Genomic DNA, 5,547 nt, shown 5'->3' with positions numbered 1-5,547 from the left:
CCCCAAGCTTTGTATTGCAAAGTTAAGCCAAGAACAGCGAACCAAGAACCCTGAACAAACCAATGAACCTCCACCTAGCCCAACACCACGGCATGTGCTTCGGCGTGCGCGATGCCCTCCGCGCCACGCATGACGCCGCCATGCGCGAATCCGTCACCATCCTCGGACAGCTCGTCCACAATCCCGTCGTCGATGCACATTTGAAGACACTCGGCGTCCGCAGCGGCCAGCTCGAAGCGCATGACTCTGCCGCCACCCAGCGCGTCGTCATCACTGCCCACGGTGCGGCGAATGTGCAGCGGCAGGCTTGGCAAAAAGCGGGCCACACCGTCACGGACACGACTTGCCCACTCGTGCGGAAGGCGCACCAGGCACTCGCCATCCTCGTGCAGGAAGGTTACCACCCCATCGTCATCGGCCAGCGGCAACATGTCGAGGTACGTGGCTTGATCGGCGATTTCCCGGAAGCCAGTGTCGTGCTCGATGAGGTCGATGTGCTCCAGATTCCCGCATCGACAAGGCAGGGCGTGATCTCCCAGACCACGCAGCCGCTGGATCGAGTGCTGGAACTCGTCGCCGCCATCAAGCGCCAGCATCCGCGAGCCGAGGTGCGCTTTGTCGATACCGTCTGCCACCCGACGAAGCAGCGCCAAACCGCCCTGGAGGAGATTTGCCAGCGCTGCCCGGTCGTGATCGTCATCGGCGGCCGCAACAGTAACAACACCCGCCAGCTCACCGAAAAAGCCACCCGCCTCGGAGCCCGCGCCCACCAGATCGAGACTCCCGATGACCTCCGCGAAGAATGGTTCGCTGGAGTCGGCGATGTCGGCATCACCGCCGGCACCTCCACCCTCGATGAAACCGTCACCGCCGTGATGGACCGACTCCGCCAAATGAAAACCGAGAACTGAAAACCGAGAACCAAATAACAAAACCATGAACACCCAAGCCTGGATCACCCACTTTGAGCGCAACACACGTCTCAACGACACCCTCGAACTCCCCACCGAGACCTGCACTTTGCCCGACGCCACACGCGTGCCACTCGCCGCCTCCATCGCCACCTTCCAGCTCGGCGAATCCGGCACCGGCTCCCGCCTCCGACGCTATGCCCGCGAGGTCGCGCCGCTGGAGAACTTCCGTGGCTATCAGCGTGCCATCGACCTCTTCGTCGCCGAGGAACAGAGCCACTCCCGACTGCTCGCCCGCACCGTGGAGCACCTCGGCGGAAAGCTGCTCACCAAGCAATGGACAAACTCCGTCTTCCGTCGCCTGCGCTTCCTCGTGAATCTCGAGTTCGCCATCCAGGTGCTGCTCACGGCCGAACTCATCGCCGAGGTCTATTTCGGCACGCTTTACCTCCGCTGCTCCGACCCCGTGGTGAACAAAGTCTCCCACAAACTCCTGCGCGATGAAATGAAGCACCTCGCCTTCCAGCGCGACTTCCTCAGCGAGCGAATCTCCACCTTCAATGATCTCGGCCGCTGGCTCTGGCGTGCCCAGTTCCAGGCCATTCATGCCATCACCGCCACCGTCGTCGCCTGGGACCATCGCCACACCCTTCGCGCCCTCGGCGTGAATCCCGCCGACTTCCGCCAGCGCTGCCTACAAGCCTGGACACGTTATCAAGAGCGGTTGGAGTCGGAGGTCGTGAAGCTGGATCAGTCAACAATCCGTCTTCCTCACGAAAGCCAGCCATCTGGGCAAACTCAGCCCGACTTTGCCTCTGCAACCGCACATCATGCACCTTGATACGATGCATGACTTTCGATGGAACCACGAAGTGAGTCTCCAGGAGCCAGGGGGCACCGCCCCTTGGTCCAGGAAGTCGAAGATCAACCCGTTGGGGCTGCCCAAAGCACACCACGGTTGCCGAGCTACCGGAGGATTCGTCGGCTTGGCTTGAGCTGCATGACGATGCCCGCCTGCTGCGGGACATCGCGGTGGCGGAGGATGAGGTGCGGAACGGGCGTGAACCTCCTTTGTCGGAAGTGCGGGAACTCTTGGAACAAAAATGGACTCAACGCCGCTTCAAGTCCGCCTGACAGATTCGGCGCTGAACGATCTCCATGAGATCGACGACGACTGGTTTCAGCAAGGAGAGCCACTCCGCCATATCGACCAGCCCTTCAAGCCTCGCTTCTCTCCTTGGCGGTGAGCTTGATGCCTTTGTCCTGTCGGTCCAGCAACTCCTGCAAACGACGCTGCACGCCAGCAGTCAGCTTGAGCTGACGAATGTCACCTGTGGCAGGCATTTGGACGGTGATGGTCTTTGGTATGGCCTTAGTTTGCGACTTGATGCCCGAAAGCCCAGGCCTCACCGCCTCACCACCACCGGCAGAGCCTTCTCGAGCGCGGAGACGATGCGGTTGTGGGTGGCATCGACTTCGGCGGTTTCGAGGGTTTTGTCGGGGGCGCGGTAGGTGAGGGTCCAGGCGAGGGATTTGCGGTCGGCGGCGAGTTTGGTGCCGGTGGGGTCGGTGAAGACGTCGAAGAGGGCGGTGCTGATGAGCAGGGGCTCCTTCACGCTGGTGAAGAAGGCGGCGACTTTGGCGTTCGGCACGTCGGCGGGGAGCTCGAAGGCGACGTCACGAGTCATGCCGGGGAAGCGGGGGAGGTCGGTGAACTTGGCGGGGCCGGTGCTGCCTTGGCGCAGGGCGCTGAGGAGGAGCTCGCAGACATAGACGGGGTCGCGGGCATCGAGCTGACGGGCGCGGGCGGGGTGGAGTTGGGCGATCCAGCCGAGAACGCGGTTGCCGGCCTTCAGCTCGCTGTGGAGGAGGAAGGTGCCGTTGTCTTTGAGCGCCTTCGTTTCCAAAGCGGTGACGCCGGGGAGGCTTTCGATGACGCCGCGCAGGTCGAAGATGTCGGCGGCTTTGGCCACGCGGGCGTGCCAGGAGCTGGGGGCGACGGGGCCGCTGAGGAGGATGGTGAGGCGCTCTTCTTCGCGGACCATGCCGTTGGGCATTTTCAGGAAGACGCGGCCAATTTCGAAGAGGCGGAGGCGGTCGGCACCCTGGCGGATGTTCAGCGCGGCGCTGGCGAGCAGGCCGGGGACGATGCTGGGGCGCAGCGTGGTGTGGTCTTCGCTGAGCGGGTTCTTCAGCGCAGCGAGACCGCCGGTGGGGTTGCCGAGGGCATCGTTGGTTTGCGGCGTGGAGATGAGGCGGAGGGTCTGGGCTTCGTTGAAGCCGCGATTTGCCAAAGCCTGCCGGAGCTGCATGGCGTGGTCGTATTGGCGGTCGGTAGCGTCACCTTGGGCGAAGGTGGCGGTGAACTTCGCGGGCACGCGGTCGAGGCCGATGACGCGTGCGACTTCTTCGACGAGATCGACGCTGCGGAGGAGGTCGAGACGATAGCTGGGGATGGTCCAGGAGGTGCCGTTTTGGGTCAAACCGAGCTTGGTGAGGATGGCGTGGGCTTCTTCGATCTTGAAGCCGTCGATGCCGAGCAGGTTCAAAGCGCGTTTTTCATCGAAAACGATGTCGCTGACGAGCTGCGGGGCTGCACCGGCGACTTTGAGTTCGGGTTCGGCGGTGCCGCCTGCGATTTCCAAAATGAGTTTGGTGGCGAGATCGCTACCGCCGTGGACCTGATGCGGGTCGATGCCGCGCTCGAAGCGGTAGCTGGAGTCGGAATGCAACGTGAGTCGGCGGGCGGTGCGGCGGATGTTGCTCGGGGTGAAGTAGGCGCTCTCCAAAAGGATGTTCGTGGTGCCTTCGACGACGCTGGTTTCCTCACCGCCCATGACGCCAGCGATGGCGACGGGGCGTGCATTGTCGGCGATGACGAGGTCTTCGGTGAGCAGGGCGTATTCCTGGCCGTCGAGGGCGAGGATTTTTTCGCCTTCCTTGGCGCGGCGGACGGCGATGCCGCCCTGGAGTTTATCGAGGTCGAAGGCGTGCAGGCTCTGGCCCATCTCCATCATCACATAGTTGGTGATATCGACGATGTTGTTGATGGGGCGGAGGCCGATGCTTTCGAGGCGGGCTTTGAGCCAAGCGGGGCTGGGGCCTACTTTCACGCCTTTGATGACGCGGGCGGTGTAGTAGGGGCAGCCGTCGGTGGCCTCTAGTTTAATGTTTGGAGATGCAGGCAGGGCCTTTGAGGTCGCTTTCGTGTGATCGCGCTCGCCTTTGAGTGGGATGCCGGTGAGGGCGGAGAGTTCGCGGGCGAGGCCGAGGTGGCTGAGGAGGTCGGAGCGATTCGGGGTGATCTCCAGGTCGAAGAGAGTGTCGCTCTCGACGATCTGGTTGATGGGTTTGCCGACGGGCAGTGAGCTGTCGAGAATCCACAAGCCGCCGGTGTCTTCGCCGATGCCGAGTTCCTTGCCGCTGCACATCATGCCGAGGCTATCGACGCCGCGGAGCTTGCCTTCTTTGATCTCGAAGCCGCCGGGCAAAGCCGCGCCGGGGAGAGCGAGTGGGACTTTGTCGCCCGCTTTGAAGTTCTTCGCACCGCAAACGATCTGGCGCGGGCTGCCGCTGCCGTCATCGACCTGGCAGACGCTAAGTTTGTCAGCATTCGGGTGCTGCTCGAAGGACTGGATCTGAGCGACGATGACCTTGTCAGACGCGACGCCCTTTTGCTCAATGCCTTCCACCTCGATACCCGCGAAGGTCAGGAGGTCGGAGAGCTGAGGCGTGGTGTAAGAGCTGAGGTCGAGATGGGTGGAGAGCCAGTTAAGGGAGACTTGCATGACGGAAAGAAGTTTAGGCAGTAGAATGGGGGCAGTAGAATAAGGGACATTCTATTGCCCCCATTCTACTGCCTGAAATCAGGCGGCGAACTGGTTGAGGAAGCGGACATCATTCTCGATGAGATGACGAATATCCGAGATGCCGTGGAGGATCATGGCGAGGCGGTCGAGACCCATCCCAAAAGCAAATCCTGTGACTTGCTCGGGATCAAACAAAGCATCACCACGTGTTTTTGACACAGCTGCGAAAACGGCAGGATCGACCATGCCGCAGCCGGCGATTTCGATCCAGCGGGCTTCTTTGCCTTTGGCTTCGAGCTTCACGTCGATCTCGAAGCTGGGCTCGGTGAAGGGGAAGAAGTGAGGGCGGAAGCGGACGGCGGTGCCGGGGCCGAAGACTTCGCGGAAGAAGAACTCCAGCGTGCCTTTGAGGTCGGCGAGGGAGACATTTTTGTCCACGTAGAGGGCCTCGATCTGATTGAAAACGCTGAGGTGGGTGGCGTCGATCTCATCGCGACGATAGGCCGCACCGGGGGCGATGATGCGGACGGGCAAAGCTTTCACCGTCTCCATCGTGCGGATCTGCACGCTGGAGGTGTGAGTGCGGAGGAGCTTGCCATCGGGCATGTAGAAGGTGTCGCTCTCATTGCGGGCGGGGTGGTCGGCGGGCGTGTTCAGCGCATCGAAGCAATGCCACTCGGTTTCGACTTCGGGGCCATCCGCGAGCGTGAAGCCCATGCGGCGGAGGGTGCGCACGGCGAGATCGCGTATCTGGGTGAGCGGATGAAGTGTGCCGACACCTGCGCCAGGGCGGCCGGGGAGGCTGAGGTCGATGCCTGCGACGGCGG

General features: G+C 62.2%; 5 protein-coding genes. 2 read left to right on the top strand and 3 right to left on the bottom strand.

Features of this window, described 5'->3' with window-relative positions:
* The first annotated feature begins 62 nt into the window (after positions 1-62).
* Both ispH and AC6FTP_RS25155 read left to right on the top strand, forming a co-directional pair.
* Positions 63-911 carry a 4-hydroxy-3-methylbut-2-enyl diphosphate reductase gene (gene ispH, locus AC6FTP_RS25160; protein ID WP_497209655.1) on the top strand — a complete coding sequence of 283 codons (849 nt, stop codon included), beginning with the start codon at positions 63-65 and terminating at the stop codon, positions 909-911.
* Positions 912-936: 25 nt separating this feature from the next.
* Complete coding sequence (locus tag AC6FTP_RS25155; protein ID WP_497209654.1) at positions 937-1,752, top strand: ferritin-like domain-containing protein; 816 nt, start codon at positions 937-939, stop codon at positions 1,750-1,752.
* Between the two features lie 377 nt (positions 1,753-2,129).
* Here the strand turns inward: AC6FTP_RS25155 and AC6FTP_RS25150 are convergent, their stop codons facing one another.
* The 3 genes from AC6FTP_RS25150 to pheS form a co-directional block, all read right to left on the bottom strand.
* Entirely contained in the window at positions 2,130-2,255 is a 126-nt protein-coding gene (locus tag AC6FTP_RS25150; protein WP_497209653.1) for a hypothetical protein, read from the bottom strand.
* Positions 2,256-2,317: 62 nt separating this feature from the next.
* Complete coding sequence (pheT, locus tag AC6FTP_RS25145; protein ID WP_497209652.1) at positions 2,318-4,699, bottom strand: phenylalanine--tRNA ligase subunit beta; 2,382 nt, start codon at positions 4,697-4,699, stop codon at positions 2,318-2,320.
* Positions 4,700-4,777: 78 nt separating this feature from the next.
* Positions 4,778-5,547, bottom strand: a 770-nt coding sequence (gene pheS, locus AC6FTP_RS25140) for a phenylalanine--tRNA ligase subunit alpha (RefSeq protein ID WP_497209651.1), incomplete at its 5' end; no start/stop codon positions are given.

The sequence above is a fragment of the Prosthecobacter sp. genome, assembly GCF_044378005.1.
Lineage (GTDB): Bacteria > Verrucomicrobiota > Verrucomicrobiia > Verrucomicrobiales > Verrucomicrobiaceae > Prosthecobacter.
Note: the sequence above shows the minus strand (reverse complement) of the source record. Positions and strands in the feature narration are given on the sequence as shown.